Below are 20,580 nucleotides of genomic sequence, written 5' to 3'. Positions count from 1 at the left end.
AACATGATGAATTCGAATCCCAAATTTGATTTACATACACATCATGATCGTTGTGGACATGCACGAGGAAGAATTCGTGATTATATTGAAGCGGCGATTGAACGAGGTCTAAGTGTAATTGGTATTGCTGATCATTCTCCATACTTTGGTAGTGACTTGGATCAGCTCCATCCGAAGATCGCCATGGCAAAAAGTATGTTTCCAGAATACATCAATGAAGTGCTGGAACTGAAAGAAACCTATAGCGGGAAAATCGAAGTTCTTCTCGGCGTGGAGTCCGATTTTTTCCCGGAGCAGGTAGAGATTTATCGCTCCTGTTTTGAGCCTTATCCTTTTGATTATATTATTGGTTCTGTTCACAATGTCGATGGAGTGAGTATCTTTAATAAAAAACGTTGGAACGGGCTAACGGAGCAAGAAAAAATTAGCACGAAGGAAAATTACTATTTACTTATTGAACAATCCGCGCGAAGCGGGATGTTTCAAATCCTCGGTCATATTGATGCCATGAAAGGATTTTATCCAGCTTTTTCATCGATTCAAACAGCAGCGGTTGAAAATACATTAAGGGTCATTGGTGAAAATGATATCGCGATTGAAATCAACACATCTGGAAAAACCAAAGACGTCGGCGGCTGGTATCCTTCGGATGAAATTTTAGAAATGGCCCTGCATTATGGTGTGAAAGTAACCTTTGGATCAGATGCCCATGATCCGCATCGAGTAGGGGACGAGTTTGAATTGGTTCAGCAGCGACTGAAGGAAATCGGATTTAAGGAAATGGTTTATTTTAAAAACAAAGAAAGAATGAATTTAAGGATTTAGCATAATTACGCTTTATGTAGTATTCTTGATACAAAAAACACCCGTCCACATACAATTAGCCATAATTGAATCGTGGAGGGTGCTTAATTGCTTATGCCAGTAAAGATTTCACTTTTGACCTTTAAACGCGTTTTTACCAAAAATAAAAATAAGTAGAAAAGTAGAAAAAACCGAAGGAAATGAATCTCCCTTCGGTTTTATACCGAACTTTTTCTTAATTGATGTTTAAATTGATACATCATCTGCTCGGAGATGGCAGTATAACCAGCCAAATTGGGATGGATGCCATCAGGTGAAAGGTTCTGCAGATGATCCCCGTTAATAACCTTCGTCGTTTCGATGACCATCGACCCCGGGACTTTATTAGCAACTTCATAGATATTAAGATTCCATTTCGGCAGCATTTTATCCGCCAATGAATACATCTGTTCATCGGGTGGTAATGGATTGTACAATTCTAAGAATACAATCGTAGCTTTGGGATTTAGCGAAGTAATTTTCGCCGTAATGTCTGACAAATTGTTCGAGAACGTGGTTTGTAATTGGTCATAACTTTGAAATACTGTACGAAAGTTTTGTCCGTTTGCCATTCGAAGGATGTCATTGCCGCCTACATTAATTGTGATAATATCGGCATCCTTGATCAATTTATCAAATCGACCATTTTGAACCAGGTTGTTTAGTTCACCGCTCGTAATTCCGTTAATTCCTTGATTTTTAAATTCTATCCTTTTATCGGTTTGTTCTGCCAATTTACTAGAAAACAGACTGATAAAATTTTCATTCTTCCCTGCACCTGCACCACGTATGATTGAATCCCCGAGCGCCAAATGGTGAAGCGGAGATGTTTTAGAGGTTCGATAATATTTTAGATAAGAGATTTGGTCATCGCTCTTGCTTACTGCAACCGCGTGTTTTTTCATCTGGTGAATTTGGTACTGTGGATAAAAAAACCATGCAGAAACACCAAGGCCAATGAGCAATACGAAAACGGACAGATATTTAACTAATTTCATATTATCCACTCCTTGAATATTCTATTATAACAAGAATATTCAAGGAATGAAATAAGTAGGAAGTGATTTCCAGACTTTGAAGTGAGAAGAGGTCTATACATAAAAAGGCTGCCGGAAAATTATCCGGCAGCTGCTTTCTTATCTAAACATCCTATTAACAGAATTCGTAAAATCGTTCCATAGGCCATCTCGGTTTGTTCCAGTACGAATATCATTTGAATAGTTGGTCATTCGACCGAAAGTATTGGTATCGTAAGAAATATATACGTTATCAATACTGCGGTCAGCTGCACGAACTTGATTTTTGATTTTTCGGTCCAGTGAAGTGGTGCCGCGTGCATTAAGATCATTGGCACGATTAATACGTGCATTCGTACTTGTTCCAGTGGTTCCAGTAATGTTAGCGTTGTAGGGATTACCTGTATTAGCATTCAGGTTGGTAGATCCATTGGTCCCTGTGGTGCCGGAGTTATAGCCATTCCCGTAAGTGGCATTCATATTTGGACCCGTTCCCGTTGTACTGCCACCGGCGCGAGTTCCATTTTGAGTACCCACTAATCGGACGGCCACATAGGCATCATTATTTCGAATGATAACATTTGCTTGGTCTACGTCTTTTAAGCTTTCCACGTTCCGAATGGCACGGGCAGAAACACGTAAATTTTGGTTAGAAACATTCCTGACATTCATATCATTAATGGTATTGTTTCTAACATTGTTGACACCCATATTGCCTGCATTATTGTCAGTGGCCACATTGTTTTTATTCCCTGTACAGCCGGTTAATCCAAAAAGGCTTGTTGCTATTACAAAGGTCATCAAGCTTTTTTTCACCAATATAATCACTCCCTTAAAAAGTCTTACAAATATATCGTCACCTTTTTAAGAGAATGTATTCGAAGAAACGAACAGGTAAATTTTGAATGGATGTAGGGGGACTAAAATACCGTTTCTCCAAGTAGCAGTACTTTTAATTGTTCTTTAGGAAGTTGCTGCTTTCCCCATTCATGAATTAATCGTTCCAACGCTTCTGGTCCTGTATCATCAGCTAATCGGTATGTGCCATAATGCATCGGAACAAAATATCTTGCTTTTAATTCACTGAAGGCTTTCACACTGTTTTCCGGTGAAATATGGGCCGGTGCCATAAACCATTCTGGCTCAAAGGCGCCAATGGGCATAAACACCGTATCAATCGTGAAACGTTCGGCAATTTGTTTAAAGCCGCTAAAATAGCCGGTATCCCCGACAAAATACAATGTTTCTTCAGGGGTTTGAAAAATCCAGCCACCCCAATGTGAGGTATTTATATCTTTTAGCGACCTTCTTGTCCAATGCTGAGCAGGGACAAAGTGAAAGGTAATTCCCCCGTATTCAGCACTTTCCCACCAATTCATTTCAATTACCTTTTGATAGCCCTTTTTGTTAAAAAGGGACTTCATACCAGCGGGAACAAAGAATTGCGGATTCCCTGGTAATTTTTTAAGAGTTGGGAAATCCAAGTGATCGTAATGGCCGTGCGAAATCACAACCACATCAATTTCGGGCAATTCTGCTAACGAGAGGCCAGGTTCCGTTAACCTTTTTTCTAGTCCCATCCGCTTGGCCCAAACAGGGTCAGTTAGGATATTGATCCCTTTCATTTGAATGAAAAAGGTGGAATGACCAACCCATGTATAGGAAGTCTTACTTCTGTTTTCATTTAGTTCTCGGACCATTTTAGAAGGACACTGTTCAATGTTTACGGTTAAATCTTTCACTTTCTTTCTGCGTTCCTTCTGCCATTTCCTCATATCCTTAAACGTTTTGTAGCTTGTGATATTATCCAAATTCGTATAGATCTTCAATAATACTCCCCCTGATTTTCTGCTCAACCAATATTACTGAATAGTTTAGTACAGAATAGCATGATTTAGTGTTTAAAAAAAATAATATCATCAAATGAGGTGAGTACTTTTGTTCTTGTCAGAATCATTTTGAAGTGACGAGTGAATAATACGAGTAATGTCATATTACAAAATAACTGATATGGGAGAACTATATAAATGGAGAAAATACGGAAAGGGCTTTCCGCATGGCAGTTAACCATGATGGCCTTAGGAAGTGTAATTGGAGGGTCCTTTTTCCTAGGTTCATCCGTCGCAATACATGCAGCAGGGCCATCCATTTTAATATCCTACATTTTGGCAGGTGGATTAGTATATTTAATTCTTTATGCCTTATCTGAAATGACCGTCGCTAGTCCAACCACAGGATCCTTTAGTACTTTTGCTGCTCGAGAACTTGGTGAGGGAACGGGATTTGTTGTGGGTTGGCTTTATTGGACAGGAACCGTTTTGTCCATGTCGAGTGAAGCGACAGCTATCTCCATTCTAATCCGTGAGTGGTTTCCGAATGTATCCATTGGGTTATTGGGAAGTGCGATTATTATCGGTGTTACACTCCTTAACCTATTAGGTGCTGATAAAATTGGCAAGCTGGCAAGCGGCTTATCAGCAATAAAAATATTCGCAATTATTTTTTTCATCATCACTGCTATTGTATTAATTATTGGCGTGCTCCCGGGAAATCCGCCCATCGGTGCGGGTGAGTTAAAAACTGAGCCGATCATGCCAGGTGGGATAAAGGGGATCGCTGGAAGTATGCTGCTGGTGATTTTTGCCTATGCAGGTTTTGAAATCATCGGACTTGCGGCCTCTGAAGCTGAGAATCCACGGGATACGATTCCTAAAGCGATTCGATACACAGTGTTTTCACTTGTTGGATTATACATCCTTTATGCTGCCGTTCTTTTACCACTGATTCCTACAGCAACTCTTAACGAAAACGTAAGTCCTATGGTGGCTTCCTTGGAAAGATGGGGAATTGGCTGGGCAGGGAAAGCGATAAATATTGTGTTAATATCTGCCATCCTATCCGCTATGCTTGCTTGTATGTTTGGGCTTGGGAGAATGATTAGGTCGCTTAGTGACGAGGGGCATGCGCCAAATGTGCTAAGGGATAAAACGGATGTACCGTATCGCGGCATTCTTTTTTCTGGATTTGCGATGCTTGTTGGACTCGGATTTGGCCTTTTGTTTCCAAGAGTGTATTTGGTGCTTATCACGACTGGCGGCTTCGCATTGATCTTTACTTACGCCGTGATTATGGCGAGTCATATTCGCTTCCGCAAAAGAAACGGCTGTCCTCCCGATGGTGTTTGTCAAATGCGCGGGTATCCGTACACTTCTTGGACTGCATTAATCAGCATGATTATTGTCCTCATGTGTATGCCGTTTATTCCCGGGCAGGGAGTAGGGCTGGTAGCAGGGATTGTAATGGTAGTGGTATATTCGTTGATTTATTATGTGATGAGAATCACCTCAAGGACCAAAGTGCAAAATACATTAAGAAAAGGAAATCCTATGATGAAAAATCAACCGAGTTTTTTGACTGAATTCTCAGAGGAACTGGACAAAAATAACCAATCAAACCAATCACAGGATGTGCTCAAACGCAATCCAATCAAGGACAATGACGAAATGTTTGAAGAAGAAGAGAGAAAAAGAGAACGTTACGATGGATGATAGGAAATGTCCGGGATGCGATGCTTCAATTGGAGAAGCATCGCCTTTCCTTTTTATAAGCAGCTGAGAAATAAAAAATAAGCATCTACGGTAAATGAAGGGGTTATAACAATTTCGTTCATAATATGTTTACTTTTAGAGACATGGATGGATATGTTTTTATGCTATTCTTTATTTAGATGATGATATTTCTGGAGGGGTATTCAATGAGCTGTGGTTGTAATCCGGATATAAAAGATGGGAAAGAATTGGTTGATCATGTGAAAAGTAAAGGGAAAGATCATATCGCTCCTACAGTTGCACACGTGATTCGTTGTGAATGCGGAGAGACCTTTACATTAGAAACAGTTATTATGAACTGCCCAAGCTGTGAAATGACTTATGTGGTCACACCTTGTGGGTCACACGATAAAAATAATATTAAGCTTGCTGGCATAAAGTACGCGTAATCGTGAATTCTTATTATTCACGATTTTTTTTGTTGTTGAAACAATGGTTAAGGCAATTATGGAATTCATTAGACAATTCGAGATCCGACACTTTTCCATAGGATATACTTGAGAATTTTCCTCAAAAATGAACACTTTCATAAAAAGAGTACAAAATGGATTTTTTAACTAATTTTTAATATTTCATTCATACTATTTTTAGGTTGTTACGCTATACTTTACCTGTACTCATTATATTGAAACTGTTTGTTAAGAGATTTTGCATTTTTAGAAAAATATAGAGTAAAGGAGTAATCAAAAAGAAATCCACAATGTGTTTATAAATAGTTGTGTAGAAAATAGATTAATGTAGAAAGTAGTTTATAAAGAAATTTATATAATGCGGTGAAAAAATGTTTAATTTTTGGAAAAACGCTAATCAAGAGAAAAAGAATTTATACTTTGCAACACTTCTATTGATCGTATACGTTTCGCCCTTATTTATTTTAGGGGAAAACGCACATATAAGGGTTCATGATAATTTAGATTCTAACATTGCCTGGTACAAAGTGTTGAAAAATAGCGGTCAATTATTTGGCGGGATTAACAGTACACTCCCGCAAATTATTAATGGTCTGCCGCGAAATGCTTTTGGAACTGAGTTCAGCGGGATCGAGTGGTTACATAACTTGTTTCCATCCATGCTCGCGTATTCTGTAAGTCAAGCAATTACCAGAGTGTTTGCCTTTCTAGGTATGTATATCCTCCTTAAGAAACATTTTGTAAGAGATGATGAAGCGTACCTTATCCGTGTATGGGTATCGGTGGCTTTTGCCCTTACCCCTTTTTGGCCGTCAGGTATGCTAAGTACGCTGGGAATGCCACTCGCCTTATGGGCATTTTTGAATATAAGAGAGGGTAGTCATACCTGGAAAGAATGGCTCACTCTTATATTGTTACCTTTCTATTCGAGTTTTGTGTTAGGATTTTTCTTTTTTTTATGTTTCATGGGGTTATTGTGGCTAAGAGATTTTTTTGTGAAAAGAAAAAGCAATTGGTGCTTCTTTTTCAGTATCGCACTAATGACAGGTATTTATTTACTGATTGAGTATCGCCTAGTTTACTCGTTAGTGTTTCCAGATGCACCAACCAGCAGAAATGAATTTGTTAGTTCAAAACTTAGCTTTTGGCACACCATCCGGTTAGTTTTTAAAAACTATTTTTTAGGACATACACATGTATTAACACTTCACACCTTTGTAATTGTCCCTCTTTCTTTTCTGGTTTTATGGATGTTGAAAAATAGAAAGAGAGACTGGTTAGAAAAGCGCTATCTTTATCTTTTCATGTTTAATATCGTTTTATCAGTTTGGTATGCTTTTTGGTTTTATAAAGGTTGGGAGCCGCTAAAGGAGCGTGTTTCTCTCCTAAATACATTCAACTTTGCAAGATTTCATTTCCTGAGACCGTTAATCATTTATCTCATCTTTGCAGTTGGTTCCTATTTACTTTGGAGGTTAGGAAAGAACTGGCGGAAATTTGTTAAAATATGTCTCATTCTTCAAATTTTAGTCTTGTTTGCAGCAAATGATGAAATTGTCTACAGAGTAGCCGGAAAGCCCTCTGTAAAGCAATTCTATGCGACAAGCCAATTTCATGAAATTGAAAAATATATCGGTAAACCCCAAAGTAGTTACAGGGTGGCAAGTATCGGACTCCATCCGGCAATTGCCCAATACAATGGTTTTTATACACTTGATACGTATAATAATTTCTATCCCTTAGCTTATAAACAAGAGTTTCGAAAAATTATTTCGAAAGAATTAGATAAAAGTCCTGCATTGAAGGAATACTTCGATAAATGGGGCGGCAGATGTTATCTTTTTGTCGCAAAATTAGGGAAAAAATATGATTTCAAAAAAGATTCAAAGGTAAAGCTTGACCATTTAGAAATTAATACAAATGTACTTAAAAAGATGGGCGGACAATATATCATCTCAGCAGTCCCTATCTTAAATGCAGACGAAAATGGGCTTGTATTCAAAAAAACCTTTGAGCATAGAGATTCTGCTTGGAAAATTTACCTTTACCAAGTCAAATAATGTTGTAAAGGAGTGATTCCATATGAATAAACCGTTATTAACGATTGTGGTCCCTTGTTTTAATGAAGAGGAAGTATTAGCTGAAACGTCGGCACAATTATCTTCTGTTTTAAGTGAATTAATGGAGGAGTTGCTGATTTCTTTAGACAGTAAGGTCCTCTTTGTGGACGATGGCAGTAGGGATCGGACCTGGGAATTAATTGAAGTGGAGATTGAAAGAAATCCAAATATAAGAGGATTGAAGCTTGCTAGAAATGTTGGACATCAAAATGCACTCCTAGCCGGATTAGAAATAGCCGCTAAACATTCAGATTGTGTCATTTCAATCGATGCAGATTTGCAGGATGACATAACGGTGATCCATCAATTTATTGAAAAGTTCTGGGAAGGACAGGATATTGTCTATGGTGTTAGGGATAGCCGAGAGACGGATACTTATTTTAAGCGAACAACTGCTTTAGGATTTTATCGCATCATGGAAAGAATCGGGATTAAGCTTGTCCCAAACCATGCAGATTTTCGCCTGATGAGTAAACGTGCTTTAGATGAGCTATTAAAATATAAAGAAACTAACTTATTTCTTCGTGGGCTTGTACCACTTGTAGGTTTTAAATCTACAAAGGTCTACTATGACAGAAAAGAGAGGTTTGCCGGAGAGTCCAAATACCCACTTAAGAAAATGCTTGCTTTCGCATTTGATGGAATGACATCCTTTAGTGTCGCCCCTATTCGATTTGTCACATTTATTGGATTTTTGGCTGTGTTAATAAGTGCCATAGCAGGAGGCTATGCGTTAACCCAAGACTTATTAGGTCACACCGAATCCGGATGGACTTCTTTAATTATTTCCATTTGGTTTGTTGGGGGGTTACAAATGTTGGGTATCGGTATAATTGGGGAGTATATCGGTAAAATCTATCATGAGGTTAAAAGACGGCCAAGATATGCTGTTGAAAAAGATTTGTACACAAATTTATTAGAAGTAAAGCAACAGAGTGAAGCAGTGTTAAAGTAGGAGTCGGTTATGAGATATTCATTCGTTCGATTTATTATGGTAGGAGTTGTTAATACTGTCGTTGGGTTATCGGTCATGTATCTCCTTTTACATGCTCTTGGACAATCCTATTGGATAGCTACTTTCTTAGGCAATTCGATAGGGGCATGTGTCAGTTTTCTGTTGAATAGAAATTTTACATTTAAAAGTAAAGATTCAGTTTCAAAGAGTGCTGTCCGCTTTATTGTTGTGATCTTAAGCTGCTATTTCATTTCTTATGAAATTGGAAGAAGCTTTGTTGATTGGATTCTAAAGAATTATGAGTTCTTCAGTCCAGTTGTTAAAACCGATATCTCCGTCCTGATAGGTACCTGTTTATACACGCTGTTAAACTATTTTGGGCAAAAGCGGTTTGTGTTTTCAAAAAAGCATTCAGCCCTAGATAGCGCTGATTCAAAATAAATAAGAAAAATAGGGGAATTTTAAATTCCAAACACTCCATCTATACCACTATTCAAAAGAGAAAAGCACTCTAAAAGAGTGCTTTTCATATTGTATTTACTTTGTGAACAAACTTTTTACTCCTTTATAAATTAACACGAGTGAGAAGATGAGAATAGTTAGTATGCCGATAATATCAGTGACTGGGGAAACGCTTTCAAGAAATGAATCAGCTAAAGGAACTCTAATAAGTGCAAAACCAGATAATATCGTAGCAAGAAATAAGAAAATTCGATTATCCATTGGTTCACCCTCCTTCCTATGCGATTGATAAAATATATGTCAATATTGTTACGAATATGACAGTTGTGTAAAAATTTAATCTAACACTAGAGAAGAGGTAAGGTTTTTATTTTTCCAACGATTGTTTTCGAGGCTGAAATCCGTCTACATATTGACAGGATGACTAAGAATATGATATTTAAATATATGGATTAGCACTCTTGTGGTTAGAGTGCTAAGAATTGCTGATTTACGATTTAGACAATCTAAATCAGTTCTTACATATTAAGGATAGAAAGGGGATTTTTCATGTCGAAGAAACAGTTTAAAGCAGAATCTAAACGATTGCTAGAAATGATGATTAACTCCATTTATACACACAAAGAGGTATTTTTAAGAGAGTTACTTTCGAATGCCAGCGATGCCATTGATAAAATTTATTATAAAGCGTTAACGGACGATGCTTTAAGTTTCAACAAAGACAACTATTTCATTAAATTGATCCCAGACCAAGCAAACAGATCATTGAAGATTCTGGACACTGGAATCGGAATGACGAAAGAAGAATTGGAAAATAACCTTGGGACGATTGCCAAAAGTGGGTCCCTGGCATTTAAAAAGGAAAATGAGATTAAAGATGGCTATGACATTATCGGTCAGTTCGGGGTAGGTTTTTATGCTGCATTCATGGTAGCTGACGTGGTAACTGTGATTAGTAAAGCATTAGGCAGTGATGAAGCCTATAAATGGGAATCGACAGGTGCTGATGGGTATACGATTGAGCCGGTAGAAAAAGATTCAGTTGGCACTGAAGTTATTTTAAAAATTAAAGAGAATACCGAAGATGAAAATTATGATGAGTATTTACAAGAATATCGCTTGAAGTCGATTATTAAGAAATACTCGGATTTCATTCGTTATCCTATCAAAATGGATGTCACTAGCAATAGGCTGAAAGAAGGCAGTGAGTCCGAATACGAGGATTATCAAGAAGAACAGATCATCAATAGCATGGTTCCGATATGGAAAAAGAATAAGAGCGAACTAACCGATGCCGATTATGAGAACTTCTATAGCGAAAAACGATACGGTTTTGACAAACCAATTAAACATATTCATATCAGCGTTGAAGGGTCGATTAGATATAATGCAATCCTATATATCCCTGAAAAAACGCCGTTTGATTTCTATTCGAAAGAATTTGAAAAGGGCTTAGAACTCTATTCCAATGGAGTTCTGATTATGGAAAAATGTGCTGACCTGCTTCCGGACCATTTCAGTTTCGTAAAAGGGATGGTCGATTCTGAAGATTTATCGCTTAACATTTCAAGAGAAATGCTTCAGCATGATCGCCAATTGAAGCTGATCGCGAAAAATATTAATAAGAATATCAAAAGCGAATTACTGAGCCTTCAAAGGAAAGAACGAGAAAAGTATGAAGAATTTTATCAATCGTTTGGTCGTCAGTTAAAGTACGGAGTTTATAATGACTTCGGGGCAAATAAAGAATTATTACAAGATTTAATCATGTTCTATTCATCTAAAGAGAAGAAACTGGTTACCCTAGATGAATATGTGTCTGGAATGCCTGAAGACCAAAAATATATTTATTACGCTTCAGGTGAATCGATTGATCGTATTGAAAAATTGCCTCAGGCAGAATTCGTCTCTGAAAAGGGCTACGAAATTCTTTATTTCACAGAGGATATCGATGAGTTCGCGATCAAAATGTTAATGAACTACAAAGAAAAAGAATTCAAATCCATCTCAAGCGGCGATTTAGGAATCGAAGGAGAAGACACTAAAGACGAATCCGAAACAACAGAGAAGGAAAACAAAGAACTTTTTGACTTTATGAAAAATATTTTAGCGGATAAAGTAAAGGATGTTAGGATTTCAAAACGATTAAAATCCCACCCGGTTTGCTTGGCAACTGAAGGGGAAATATCGATTGAAATGGAAAAAATTCTTGCGATGATGCCGAATAACCAAAATGTAAAAGCGGATAAGGTTTTAGAAATCAATAATAATCACGAGGTTTTCCAAACACTAAAAGAGGCTTTTGAAAATGATAAAGGTAAATTGGATCTATACACCAAGTTACTATACAATCAAGCACTATTAATTGAAGGATTACCAATCCAGGATCCTGTAGAATTTACAAATGATATCTGTAAAATAATGGTGTAACTTTTTTGATGAGATAAAAAAAGAAGAGTTATTTTGATATTAATTCAAAATAACTCTTCTTTCATTAATGCGTGAAATCTGAATATGTATCCTTATTTATCCTCTCTAATTAAATAATCATTACCATCCTGGTCTTTAAAGTTGAACATATTTCCGAATGGTAAGCGCAACATTTCATCTACTGCAATGCCATTTTGCTTCATTTTAATTTTAAGGGGAGATACACTTTATTAATTAACGAGAATTTTCAATAAAGTTTACAACATCAGCGACGGTTTGAAGAGTCTCTGCAACTTTTTCACTAATTTCGATCGCAAATTCATCTTCTATTTCCATCGTCAGGTTCACCATATCAAGTGAATCAGCTTCAAAGTCATCTTTGAATGATGCTTCAGGTTTGATATGGTCCATTTTGACACCTAGTTGGTCTGCAATAATAGGCTTTAACTTTTCAAATGTAGTCATTGTAACATCCTCCTAATATTTCATACCCACCATTATAACAACCTATTTTGGAACGTAAAACATAAAAGTATTGCCAATTCTCTGCGAACATACCCAGAGATTTTGTTTTTATAAAAATAAGTAAATTTAAATATAGTATATAATTTATTTACTAAATCCAATAATCAGCTTGAATTTTAGGGAATTTGGTATATAATTTATTACTATATTAGGAGTTGAGCAAACACTATGTCTGAAATTAGTAAGGAATATATCGAGTTAATCCCTAATTTGTTTAAAAATTTTCAACGGCTTAATCAAAAATCTAGTTGCTTAACGCACCTGCAGAATCAAATCTTAGAATTTTTGTTTATGAATCAGCAACCTCTGACAATCAAGCAAATAAGCGAAGCCTTAAATGTACCCAAGCAGCAAATGACCGACTTGATTAAGCGATTAATGGATCAAGGTTATATTACTAAAAGTCAAAATAGGGTAGATAAGAGGTCGTTTGTAATTGAATTAACAGAGCAAGGCAAATTTTCTCAACAAGAAAAATGGACGAAAATTTATCAGAATTTCATCAATGACCTAACAAAATTAAATCATGAAGAGCAACTCGATCTTCGCTATGCTTTGCATAAAGTGAACTATCTACTAAAAAAAATGGAGGAAAGCTAAGATGTCATTAAATTTACAATCCGTTCAAGGCACCATGTTAATTCCTCTTTGGGGACGCGCAACTGCAAGTGAGAAGAATCCGGAAATACTGAATGACAATGAAGCGATCGAGATCATTAAAGGTTGTGATTTTGATTTTACGGAAATAGCTAAGACATTTGGTGAATACGGCGGGATTAGCTATATCGTTCGAGCACGAAAGATCGATGATACTATACGAGCGTTTATAGAAAAACACCCTCGGGCCACAATTGTAAACATCGGTGCTGGACTAGATACGAGTTTTTCAAGGGTGGATAATGGCACACTAAACTGGTACAACCTGGATCTACCTGATGCGATTGCTTTCCGGCAAAGCCTTATTCCGGACTCACCTAGGAACTTCAGTATTGCCAAATCATTCTTTGATGTTTCTTGGTTTGATGACGTGATCTTTAATGAGGGAGATGGCATTCTTTTTATTTCTGCCGGTGTTTTCTACTATTTTCAGGAGAATCAGCTAAGAGAAGTATTTCAGGAGATGGCGCTTCGCTTTCCAGGAGGAGAGCTTTTCTTCGATGCGGAATCCAAATTAATGTTAAAGACTTCCAATCGTACGGTGGAAAAAACGGGGAACAAAGGCGCGAAAATGTATTTCTACGTCAACAATCCCAAAGTTCTTGAAGGCTGGTCGACAAGAATCAAGGTACTTTCCAGTGAACCATATTTTAAAGGAATGCCCACAAATAAGTTGTGGGAAAGTGGAACTCAGCTAATGATGAAGGTTGTTGATTTATTTAAGCTGATGAAGTTTGTTCATTTGCGTTTTGAAAAAATATGTTAGGATGGACATGTAGTTACAATTTAAAAAAGTAGACGGGGGAAATCTGATGTACAGCTTTAAAAACGATTACAGCGAAGGCGCACATCCTAGAATTTTGAATGCATTATTGGAATCCAACCTTATTCAGGCGGATGGATATGGGGAGGACCAATTTTCACGAAAAGCAGTTGACCTGCTAAAGGAAAAATTGGGACGCCCAGATGTAGATATTCATTTATTATCAGGCGGAACACAAACCAATCTAATTGCCATTTCAGCTTTCTTAAGACCTCATGAAGCAGCAATGGCTGCCAGTACCGGTCATATTTTGGGTCATGAAACAGGTGCAATCGAAGCCACTGGACATAAAGTTCTATCGATTGAAGCTAAGAACGGGAAGCTAACGCCATCTGACGTGAAAGCGGTCCTTGAAGGTCATCCTGATGAGCATATGGTCAAACCGAAGCTGGTGTACATATCTAACTCCACCGAAATAGGTTCCATTTATAACCGGAGCGAGCTCATCCAGTTAAGTGATTATTGTAAAAAGAACCAACTCTTTTTGTATATGGATGGTGCAAGACTAGGTTCCGCCCTTTGTTCGGAAGGGAATGACCTTCAGTTAAGCGATCTCCCTGGACTTGTCGATGCATTCTATATTGGGGGAACAAAAAATGGGGCGCTTCTTGGTGAGGCCTTAGTGATTTGCAATGATTCTCTGAAAGAGGATTTTCGATACCATATGAAGCAAAAGGGTGCTCTGCTTGCAAAAGGCAGGCTGCTGGGTACTCAGTTTCTTGAACTGTTCCGAGACAATTTGTTCTTTGAGTTGGCCGCGCATGCCAATAAGATGGCAGCCACACTCAGACATGAAATCGGCAAAGAAAATATTCCATTTCTAACCCATTCTCCATCGAACCAAATCTTTCCGATTCTACCGAATGCGCTGATTACGGAGCTGGAGAAAAAGTATTTGTTTCATCTTTGGGAAAAGGTGGATTCAGATCACTCAGCTATTCGCCTGGTAACCTCTTGGGCAACAAAAGAGGAAGAGGTATTAGCATTTATTGAGGATTTTAAAAAGTTTAAGTAGGAAGAAAGAAATGCCGAAAATTATATTTTAAAAAAGCTTTTTTTATGACACTTAGCGCTTGAATATTTTTAGAAAATTTGATATTGTAAGATAAATGAAAAGACGATGTGTAACTGGCGAAACACGGAGTACCGTGAGGGAGCACATAATGTCGAAGCCGTTCGCCTGGGCAGAGGTAAGGGAATTGTTCCTTACCTCTTTCTGTATATTAGGAGGGGATAGATTAATTGGCTTGTAGCCGAGACTACTTTATATTTCATATATTAGTAGATGCCGATATTGAGAAAATTTGATCATGTCCCCGTTTAAAATTTTTGAAATTTCAAACAATCCTAAAAGAATAGAGGAGAATACAAGATGAGCACAACAACAATTGACAAAATGAAGACAATTAAAACGTTAAATAATATTGCCGAGAGCGGGTTAAAGGTATTCAATAAGGATCACTTCATCATTGATAATGAAAGTGAAAATCCAGATGCGATTGTTGTCCGCAGTTTTAATATGCATTCCATCGAATTGGGTAACAACGTAAAGGCCATAGCCCGTGCAGGAGCGGGGGTTAATAATATTCCTGTTGAAAAATGCACAGAGCAAGGAATTGTGGTTTTCAATACCCCTGGGGCGAACGCTAATGCTGTAAAAGAAATGGTTCTAACTTGCTTGATGGCTTCATCCCGAAACCTTTTTGCCGGTATTACATGGACTAAAGCATTAGAAGGCGAAGGTGACCAAGTTCCGAAGCTGGTTGAAGCAGGTAAGAAACAATTCGTTGGAAAAGAAATTAAAGGGAAAACATTGGGTGTCATCGGATTGGGTGCAATCGGTGCGCTTGTAGCCAATGATGCACTCGGTTTAGATATGGATGTGATTGGATTTGACCCGTTCATTTCTGTTGATACCGCTTGGAACTTGTCTCGCAATGTTCAACGAGCAATGACAATTGAACAGCTGTTTGCTAATTCTGATTATATTACTGTTCACGTTCCGTTAACGGCTGATACAAGAGGAATGTTTAATGAAGCAACCTTCAGCATCATGAAGCCTGGCGTTCATATTTTAAATTTCTCTCGTGGTGAGCTTGTCAATGAAACGGATATGGCTGAAGCTCTTGAAAGTGGGCAGGTTGGTAAGTATATTACAGACTTCCCAAATGAAAAGGTATTGAAAATGAAAAATTCTGTTCCAATCCCGCATCTTGGTGCCTCTACTAAAGAATCAGAAGAGAACTGTGCCATTATGGCCGCTCGCCAGGTGAAGGAATTTTTGGAAACAGGAAATATCAAAAACTCAGTCAATTTTCCAAACGCTTCTCTTCCATATACAGGCAAGAAACGTGTGGCGGTATTTCACAAAAATGTTCCAAACATGGTTGGGCAGCTTACACTTGCTATTTCAAGCTATAATCTAAATATCGCAGACATGATTAATAGAAGCCGTGGCGAATATGCATATACGATGATTGACATTGACAATAAAGTAAATGGCGATATCCTTCCTGGTTTGCAAGAAAAGATCGATCAAATCGGTGGAATCGTAACTGCACGTATTATATAAACATACTTTAATTACATGAGAAAGAGGAAAGCACAGAAGTCCTCATAGATGACCTTCATGTTAAAAAGAATAGAAAAAGCTCAAGGTCCCATTCATAATGGTGCCTTGAGCTTTTTTATTTCCGATAAGTTTATTTTAAGGGAACTTGTAAACTTGGACAGGATCAAAAATCAAATCGTTGTGTGATTCCTTATATCATGAGGCGATTAAACTTGAAAACATATATTTTTCATTAATGGTGATAATAATACCTAAAATGAGAAAAATCGGTGATCTTAATGCAAAACTTAATTAAAATCCTGCTCCCAAGACAATTATTTATGTTGATTATCCTTTCAACAGGGTTACTAAATCATGTCATGCTTATCCCTAATTTGCTTACGGCAGCCGGAAGAGACAGCTGGTTAAGTGTCATCGTGGTATATCCGATTTCTTTCTTCTTTCTATGGCTGGTGTATTTTATTGTAAAAAACAGTCCAAATGAGGGTTTCTTTTCTATGATTAGACAACGTCTTGGCAGGGCTTTTTCAACTGTATTTTCGATTCCAGTCATGCTGTTTTTATTCACGAGCTCCTATGTAACTTTTAGAGATTTAATGATCTGGTTAAAAGCCTATTTTCTCGCGGATGCTTCTGTATTTTTGATTAATTGTATCTTGATTTTTGTTTGTTTTTTAATCACACTAGCCGGGGTCAAAAGCATGGCTATATCCAGCGGGGTTTTACTACCGCTTGTTGTGTTATTTGGCATCTTAATTGCAATAACAAACACGAGCTTAAAGGATCCGAGTTTGTTATTTCCTGTGTTTGCAGACGGCTATTCTCCTCTTATTAGAGGGGGAATGTATGTTCTATCAGGACTTCTTGAGATTTACATGGTTATCTTGTTGCAGCCATTTTCTCAGGAGCCTATTAAATTTAAACAGTTGTTTATTTTATTGACTGTCCTAACAGGCTTAATCTTAGGGCCTCTTTCTGCATCAATCATGGAGTTTGGACCAACTGAAGCAGGATACTTCCGATATCCTGCTTATGAGCAGTGGCGTGTATTTAGCATTGGGGAATACATATCACATCTGGATTTTTTCGCTTTATATCAATGGCTTAGTGGAGCATTGATTCGAATTGGATTATTCATGTATCTTTTAGGCACATTTTTTACCCAAAAAAAGAAACATTACCGACTGAACCCTAAGATTGTTGGAGTCATGTATCTCTTTTTGTTCGGTTTGATGACAATAAAAGTAGAAACCTATTTTTTCTATAGGGCTATTTATCAATACTTTCTGCCGGCTTGTATGGCATTTTTCCTTTTTCAAATTTTGCTATCAGCCGCCATTATTCTAGTATTAAAGAAGAGGGATAAACAACATGGTAAGAAAAATACTTTTGAATCCACTTCGTGATGGAAAGCTAAAGGAGAAATCTGAACAACTAAAAAATCAATTTAAGAAAAGTCAAGACCTACGACTGATTGAGCATCATACAATCATGGACGCGTTTGAAATGATCTATTTTGAAACTCTGATTGATTTACATTATTTAGATCAATATATTTTACCTAAACTCAGTGATGATAAAGAAGATTCTGTCAAAAAAAAACTCAAATCCTTATTTCAAGCAGAAGATGTAAGTTCGAAATCCTTAGACGATTTATCAAATTTACTTTTTGATGGAAATGTCTTATTTTTATTCAGTGATTCGTTTTTAATTATTCAGGCAGGATCCTTACCTAAGCGGCAACCTGAAGAATCAGCGATTGAGAGCTCAATAAGGGGTCCTAAGGATGGTTTTGTGGAGGATATAAAGACAAATATCTCCTTAATAAGGCGAAGACTTAACACCTCGTCTTTATGTTTAGAGAAATATACGATTGGTAAAAGAAGTAGAACAAAAGTAGCACTCCTGTATATAGATGATTTAATTGATCAGCGAGTTTTGGATGAAATCCATAAAAGGTTAGATAAAGTAGAACTGGATATCTTGACGAGTATTCATGAACTTGAAGCATATGTTCGTGATAGACCGTATTCCATCTTCCCGAGTACGGACTATACGGGCAGACCTGACTTTATTGTTCAGGCGCTGAATCAAGGCCGGTTTGCTCTCATAGTTGATGGAAATCCTACAGTCTCTTATGCACCGGTCAATATATTACTGCAGATTAAATCACCTGAGGACAATTACATAAGTTATGCTTATGTATCAATAGAAAGAATTATTAGGGTGATAGGTTTGATCATATCTGCTTTTTTACCTGGTGCATGGATAGCATTTTCTGCCTATAATATTGAACAGGTTCCCTATTTACTCGTTGCGACTATTACAATCTCGCGTTTTGGGCTGCCCATATCTTCACCACTTGAAATGTTTATTGTTCTCTTTTTGTTTGAACTATTTAATGAAGCTGGGGTACGCTTGCCCAGAGCAATTGGGCAAACCGTCGCTGTTTTAGGTGGCTTAATCGTAGGGGATGCTGCGATTCGGGCGGGGTTAACATCACCGACCATGCTGGTCGTAGCAGCCATTACCTACATCTCGTCTTTTACGTTGGTGAATCAAACTTTAAGTACGGCTTGTACCATCTTAAGATTCACGATTATCTTAATGGCTACCTTATTTGGATTATTCGGAGTCATTATTGGCTTTATACTAACTATTTTTTACTTTTCAACCCTTTCTTCCTTTGGGTCTCCATACCTAGGTTCTCTTTCGCCAATCGATCTAAAAGGAATGATTAAGTCATTCCTTCGGGCTCCAAGGCAATTTTATAAGTCAAGGACAACCTTAACCAGTCCGGATGATCCAACAAGGGGTGGAAATCAATCATGAAAAGGAAATGGATGATTTCTTTTTTAGCCGGTTGTCTGATTCTTTCCGGTTGTTCAGGTTTAAAAAATATTCAAGATGTAACCTATGTTGTGGCAATTGGGATGGACTATGATGAAGAAAAGAAGGAGTATATCGCGTACCTTCAATCCTTAAATTTCGCTAATGTAGCAAAGGTAGAAGGAGGTAAACCTATTGAACCCATCCCGATTTTTATTGCATCAGCAACTGGAGAAACACTAAATTTAGCTGTTGGTAACCTTTATAAAAAGTCGGAGCCTCCTTTATTTTTTGGCCACGTAGAAACATTTGTTTTAAGTCAAAGAATAGTCAGGAATCATTTTAAGGAAGTAGTGGTAGAAATAGGGAGAAATCGTTCACTCAGGCATACTTTACGAGTCATGACAACGGATGAAAATATAAGCGAAATATTTAATATAAAGGCATTATTTAATTATCCATCAATATACACGGTTCTTTTTAGAAAGGAAAAGAACGAAGTGTATCAAGATGAGATCAAGCCAATGGCATTAATGGATTTTTTAAGAGCCTATTATGAGCCTATGGGGGTGGCTAAACTACCTAATGTAAAAATTGACTCTCAAACCTGGAAGGCTGACGGAAAGTACCCCATTGTATTTATCGATGGATATGCGATTTTTCAACAGCAAAAATTTATTAAAGTCCTTCCATTCAAGGACGCTGTTTATACTAATTGGTTATTAGAAAAAAAGGTTTCTTTAAATCAAAGAGTAGATGAAGAGGGAAAGCTTGTAGCAGCAGTGAAGCTAGCCACTCCAAAAATGAAGGTAAAATACAAGAAGGGAACTACTACCCCAAAGTTTGATATAGAATTAACTGTACCAGCAGATTTGATCGAAAAAATTAAAGATATTCCCGAACAGAAATTAACGAAATTAGTTGAAGAAGATATAAAAAGAAAACTTACTTCCATTTATAAAAATGGAGTGAAAAATAAAACAGATATACTAAATGTTGGTGAAAAGTGGTATCGAAAACACCCGAAGCAATATAGGGAATTAAAAAAATCTAACGGCTTTTATTTAGATAAAGACTCCTTGTCGAATCTAAAGGTTAAGGTGCAAATATTTCATTATAATAGCTATAAGTATGAACAGAGAAACGATGAAGGCTCCTAACTCCACACTTAATTACAAACAGCTATGGAAAGCTCGCCAATTGGCGAGTTTTTATTTTGTGACTATTAAAGATGCCGAGCACTTATAGATGTTAAGGTCTTTATTTTTTCTTTTTAACCTTCCACAAACCTATTGAATACATATAATTGATTATAAATTTTTGTGGTCAA

General features: G+C 37.2%; 19 protein-coding genes and 1 riboswitch. Of the genes, 14 read left to right on the top strand and 5 right to left on the bottom strand.

Annotation, left to right across the window (positions count from 1 at the left end):
* Positions 1-6: 6 nt before the first annotated feature.
* A complete protein-coding gene (locus BDR01S_RS10240) occupies positions 7-825 on the top strand; it encodes a histidinol-phosphatase (protein ID WP_066259943.1) in 819 nt (272 codons plus the stop codon).
* A 197-nt stretch (positions 826-1,022) separates the two neighbouring features.
* Here BDR01S_RS10240 and BDR01S_RS10235 read toward each other — a convergent pair whose 3' ends face one another.
* From BDR01S_RS10235 to BDR01S_RS10225, 3 genes are all read right to left on the bottom strand, one after another.
* Entirely contained in the window at positions 1,023-1,841 is an 819-nt protein-coding gene (locus BDR01S_RS10235) for a GDSL-type esterase/lipase family protein (RefSeq protein WP_066253797.1), read from the bottom strand.
* A 138-nt stretch (positions 1,842-1,979) separates the two neighbouring features.
* The gene (locus BDR01S_RS10230) at positions 1,980-2,660 is read right to left on the bottom strand and encodes a YhcN/YlaJ family sporulation lipoprotein (protein ID WP_218007869.1); all 681 of its coding nucleotides are present in this window, start codon (positions 2,658-2,660) and stop codon (positions 1,980-1,982) included.
* A gap of 119 nt (positions 2,661-2,779) precedes the next feature.
* Positions 2,780-3,634 (bottom strand): MBL fold metallo-hydrolase, encoded by an 855-nt coding sequence (locus BDR01S_RS10225; RefSeq protein WP_066259946.1) that lies wholly within the window; start codon positions 3,632-3,634, stop codon positions 2,780-2,782.
* 252 nt (positions 3,635-3,886) lie between these two features.
* Between BDR01S_RS10225 and BDR01S_RS10220 the strand changes: the two genes are divergently transcribed.
* The 5 genes from BDR01S_RS10220 to BDR01S_RS10200 all read left to right on the top strand — a co-directional run bounded on the left by BDR01S_RS10220 (position 3,887) and on the right by BDR01S_RS10200 (position 9,393).
* The gene (locus tag BDR01S_RS10220) at positions 3,887-5,407 is read left to right on the top strand and encodes an amino acid permease (protein ID WP_082797380.1); all 1,521 of its coding nucleotides are present in this window, start codon (positions 3,887-3,889) and stop codon (positions 5,405-5,407) included.
* A 206-nt stretch (positions 5,408-5,613) separates the two neighbouring features.
* Positions 5,614-5,856 carry a hypothetical protein gene (locus tag BDR01S_RS10215; RefSeq protein WP_066253802.1) on the top strand — a complete coding sequence of 81 codons (243 nt, stop codon included), beginning with the start codon at positions 5,614-5,616 and terminating at the stop codon, positions 5,854-5,856.
* A gap of 392 nt (positions 5,857-6,248) precedes the next feature.
* Positions 6,249-7,937 carry a DUF6044 family protein gene (locus tag BDR01S_RS10210; RefSeq protein WP_066253804.1) on the top strand — a complete coding sequence of 563 codons (1,689 nt, stop codon included), beginning with the start codon at positions 6,249-6,251 and terminating at the stop codon, positions 7,935-7,937.
* 22 nt (positions 7,938-7,959) lie between these two features.
* Positions 7,960-8,952 carry a glycosyltransferase family 2 protein gene (locus BDR01S_RS10205; RefSeq protein ID WP_066253808.1) on the top strand — a complete coding sequence of 331 codons (993 nt, stop codon included), beginning with the start codon at positions 7,960-7,962 and terminating at the stop codon, positions 8,950-8,952.
* Positions 8,953-8,961: 9 nt separating this feature from the next.
* Positions 8,962-9,393 carry a GtrA family protein gene (locus tag BDR01S_RS10200; protein ID WP_066253809.1) on the top strand — a complete coding sequence of 144 codons (432 nt, stop codon included), beginning with the start codon at positions 8,962-8,964 and terminating at the stop codon, positions 9,391-9,393.
* Positions 9,394-9,489: 96 nt separating this feature from the next.
* Here BDR01S_RS10200 and BDR01S_RS10195 read toward each other — a convergent pair whose 3' ends face one another.
* Complete coding sequence (locus BDR01S_RS10195) at positions 9,490-9,675, bottom strand: hypothetical protein (protein ID WP_066253812.1); 186 nt, start codon at positions 9,673-9,675, stop codon at positions 9,490-9,492.
* Between the two features lie 288 nt (positions 9,676-9,963).
* Between BDR01S_RS10195 and htpG the strand changes: the two genes are divergently transcribed.
* On the top strand, positions 9,964-11,844 hold the full coding sequence (gene htpG, locus BDR01S_RS10190; RefSeq protein ID WP_066253818.1) for a molecular chaperone HtpG: 1,881 nt from the start codon (positions 9,964-9,966) through the stop codon (positions 11,842-11,844).
* A 234-nt stretch (positions 11,845-12,078) separates the two neighbouring features.
* On the opposite strand, the gene acpP is transcribed toward htpG, so the two are convergent.
* Positions 12,079-12,309 carry an acyl carrier protein gene (acpP, locus tag BDR01S_RS10185; RefSeq protein ID WP_066253820.1) on the bottom strand — a complete coding sequence of 77 codons (231 nt, stop codon included), beginning with the start codon at positions 12,307-12,309 and terminating at the stop codon, positions 12,079-12,081.
* A 228-nt stretch (positions 12,310-12,537) separates the two neighbouring features.
* On the opposite strand from acpP, the gene BDR01S_RS10180 reads away from it, so the two are divergent.
* The 7 genes from BDR01S_RS10180 to BDR01S_RS10150 all read left to right on the top strand — a co-directional run bounded on the left by BDR01S_RS10180 (position 12,538) and on the right by BDR01S_RS10150 (position 20,410).
* On the top strand, positions 12,538-12,969 hold the full coding sequence (locus BDR01S_RS10180) for a MarR family winged helix-turn-helix transcriptional regulator (RefSeq protein WP_066253823.1): 432 nt from the start codon (positions 12,538-12,540) through the stop codon (positions 12,967-12,969).
* Position 12,970: 1 nt separating this feature from the next.
* Positions 12,971-13,792 (top strand): class I SAM-dependent methyltransferase, encoded by an 822-nt coding sequence (locus tag BDR01S_RS10175; protein ID WP_066253826.1) that lies wholly within the window; start codon positions 12,971-12,973, stop codon positions 13,790-13,792.
* A gap of 46 nt (positions 13,793-13,838) precedes the next feature.
* Positions 13,839-14,864 (top strand): threonine aldolase family protein, encoded by a 1,026-nt coding sequence (locus BDR01S_RS10170; protein ID WP_066253829.1) that lies wholly within the window; start codon positions 13,839-13,841, stop codon positions 14,862-14,864.
* A gap of 99 nt (positions 14,865-14,963) precedes the next feature.
* Positions 14,964-15,042, top strand: a riboswitch (ZMP/ZTP riboswitch).
* Between the two features lie 179 nt (positions 15,043-15,221).
* Positions 15,222-16,421 carry a phosphoglycerate dehydrogenase gene (locus BDR01S_RS10165; protein WP_066253832.1) on the top strand — a complete coding sequence of 400 codons (1,200 nt, stop codon included), beginning with the start codon at positions 15,222-15,224 and terminating at the stop codon, positions 16,419-16,421.
* A 278-nt stretch (positions 16,422-16,699) separates the two neighbouring features.
* Positions 16,700-17,827 (top strand): GerAB/ArcD/ProY family transporter, encoded by a 1,128-nt coding sequence (locus BDR01S_RS10160; RefSeq protein ID WP_066259949.1) that lies wholly within the window; start codon positions 16,700-16,702, stop codon positions 17,825-17,827.
* Entirely contained in the window at positions 17,793-19,253 is a 1,461-nt protein-coding gene (locus BDR01S_RS10155; protein ID WP_066253834.1) for a spore germination protein, read from the top strand. The genes BDR01S_RS10160 and BDR01S_RS10155 overlap by 35 nt, the downstream gene beginning before the upstream one ends.
* Positions 19,250-20,410: a Ger(x)C family spore germination protein gene (locus tag BDR01S_RS10150; protein WP_066253837.1), complete on the top strand. Its 1,161-nt coding sequence runs from the start codon at positions 19,250-19,252 to the stop codon at positions 20,408-20,410. Before BDR01S_RS10155 ends, BDR01S_RS10150 begins: the two co-directional genes overlap by 4 nt.
* The last annotated feature ends 170 nt before the right edge of the window (positions 20,411-20,580 follow it).

The organism is Neobacillus drentensis NBRC 102427 (assembly GCF_001591445.1).
In the GTDB taxonomy this organism is placed as follows: Bacteria; Bacillota; Bacilli; order Bacillales; family Cytobacillaceae; genus Neobacillus; species Neobacillus drentensis.
This window is presented reverse-complemented; position numbering and strand designations above follow the sequence as displayed.

Bases quoted from the DNA above. Each gene is read 5' to 3' on its own strand.
- BDR01S_RS10240 (WP_066259943.1), top strand. From the start codon at position 7: ATGAATTCGAATCCCAAATTTGATTTACATACACATCATGATCGTTGT.
- BDR01S_RS10235 (WP_066253797.1), bottom strand. From the start codon at position 1,841: ATGAAATTAGTTAAATATCTGTCCGTTTTCGTATTGCTCATTGGCCTT.
- BDR01S_RS10230 (WP_218007869.1), bottom strand. From the start codon at position 2,660: ATGACCTTTGTAATAGCAACAAGCCTTTTTGGATTAACCGGCTGTACA.
- BDR01S_RS10225 (WP_066259946.1), bottom strand. From the start codon at position 3,634: ATGAGGAAATGGCAGAAGGAACGCAGAAAGAAAGTGAAAGATTTAACC.
- BDR01S_RS10220 (WP_082797380.1), top strand. From the start codon at position 3,887: ATGGAGAAAATACGGAAAGGGCTTTCCGCATGGCAGTTAACCATGATG.
- BDR01S_RS10215 (WP_066253802.1), top strand. From the start codon at position 5,614: ATGAGCTGTGGTTGTAATCCGGATATAAAAGATGGGAAAGAATTGGTT.
- BDR01S_RS10210 (WP_066253804.1), top strand. From the start codon at position 6,249: ATGTTTAATTTTTGGAAAAACGCTAATCAAGAGAAAAAGAATTTATAC.
- BDR01S_RS10205 (WP_066253808.1), top strand. From the start codon at position 7,960: ATGAATAAACCGTTATTAACGATTGTGGTCCCTTGTTTTAATGAAGAG.
- BDR01S_RS10200 (WP_066253809.1), top strand. From the start codon at position 8,962: ATGAGATATTCATTCGTTCGATTTATTATGGTAGGAGTTGTTAATACT.
- BDR01S_RS10195 (WP_066253812.1), bottom strand. From the start codon at position 9,675: ATGGATAATCGAATTTTCTTATTTCTTGCTACGATATTATCTGGTTTT.
- htpG (WP_066253818.1), top strand. From the start codon at position 9,964: ATGTCGAAGAAACAGTTTAAAGCAGAATCTAAACGATTGCTAGAAATG.
- acpP (WP_066253820.1), bottom strand. From the start codon at position 12,309: ATGACTACATTTGAAAAGTTAAAGCCTATTATTGCAGACCAACTAGGT.
- BDR01S_RS10180 (WP_066253823.1), top strand. From the start codon at position 12,538: ATGTCTGAAATTAGTAAGGAATATATCGAGTTAATCCCTAATTTGTTT.
- BDR01S_RS10175 (WP_066253826.1), top strand. From the start codon at position 12,971: ATGTCATTAAATTTACAATCCGTTCAAGGCACCATGTTAATTCCTCTT.
- BDR01S_RS10170 (WP_066253829.1), top strand. From the start codon at position 13,839: ATGTACAGCTTTAAAAACGATTACAGCGAAGGCGCACATCCTAGAATT.
- BDR01S_RS10165 (WP_066253832.1), top strand. From the start codon at position 15,222: ATGAGCACAACAACAATTGACAAAATGAAGACAATTAAAACGTTAAAT.
- BDR01S_RS10160 (WP_066259949.1), top strand. From the start codon at position 16,700: ATGCAAAACTTAATTAAAATCCTGCTCCCAAGACAATTATTTATGTTG.
- BDR01S_RS10155 (WP_066253834.1), top strand. From the start codon at position 17,793: ATGGTAAGAAAAATACTTTTGAATCCACTTCGTGATGGAAAGCTAAAG.
- BDR01S_RS10150 (WP_066253837.1), top strand. From the start codon at position 19,250: ATGAAAAGGAAATGGATGATTTCTTTTTTAGCCGGTTGTCTGATTCTT.